The 840-nt window shown below is 43.8% G+C and carries 1 protein-coding gene; it reads right to left on the bottom strand.

Going from position 1 to position 840, the window contains the following annotated elements; all coding sequences use genetic code 11:
- Positions 1–840 (bottom strand): flagellin hook IN motif-containing protein (locus A3735_RS31625; protein ID WP_369820571.1); only part of this gene is annotated, 840 nt, incomplete at both ends.

The following is an 840-nucleotide window of genomic DNA, read 5'->3' as shown; positions in this document are numbered from 1 at the left end:
GCACCCTCTAGGGTACTAATATCGACATCTTTCAGTAGTGTACCCGACTCTGATCCACCAAAGCTACCAACTGCATTAAAACCAGCCCGCTCATTATTGCCCGTTAGCGTACCCACTGAGAACTCACCAGCCGCCTCAAGCGTAACGCCAGCAACATAGTTTTCATCAGTCGTAAAACCCGAGTCACCAGCCGTAGCCACAGTCAATTCAATATTACGACCATCTTCAGCAACCAAAGTGTATTGATTATTATCCAATGCTTCTGCTGTTACACCCGTCAAACCAGACTTAGCGTTAATAGCATCAATAGTTGTTGTTAGGTTAGTGGCAAGATCAGCCCCCATTGCACCCGTGATTTGCGTCCCGTTTATAGAGATATCAAAGTCGGTTCCAGTCACAGTTACATCACCAGAGTAAACTCTGTTTTCATTAACCGTAGCCGATACACCAGATTGGTCTGAAACCCTATTAATCGCAGCAGCTAGCGCAATACCGCTTGAACTTGATAGCGTAGAAGATGCAGTATCATCACCTGCTTTTGTCGCACCAACTGATACATTATTAAGCGTTAAGTCACCAGCCTGTAGCGCAGCTCTAGTACCATCATTACCATTATCACCAACTAGTGCAGCCTTGTTGCCACTATATGTACCTTTTTCAAAACCGAAGTTATCAATATTCTGAGTATTTGAACCAACATTAATATCAGAACCGTCATCACTAGTTAGCGTTACATCACCAATAAATGTGACAGCGGTACCATCAGTACCATCATCAACTAAACCGAAGTCTTCCGCACCACCAGTTGTTGTATCAACAGTGATATTACGACCATCTTCA

It is taken from the genome of Oleiphilus sp. HI0061 (genome assembly GCF_001635675.1).
The sequence above is the reverse complement of the archived record's forward strand: the minus strand, read 5'-3'. Positions and strand labels throughout refer to the sequence as shown.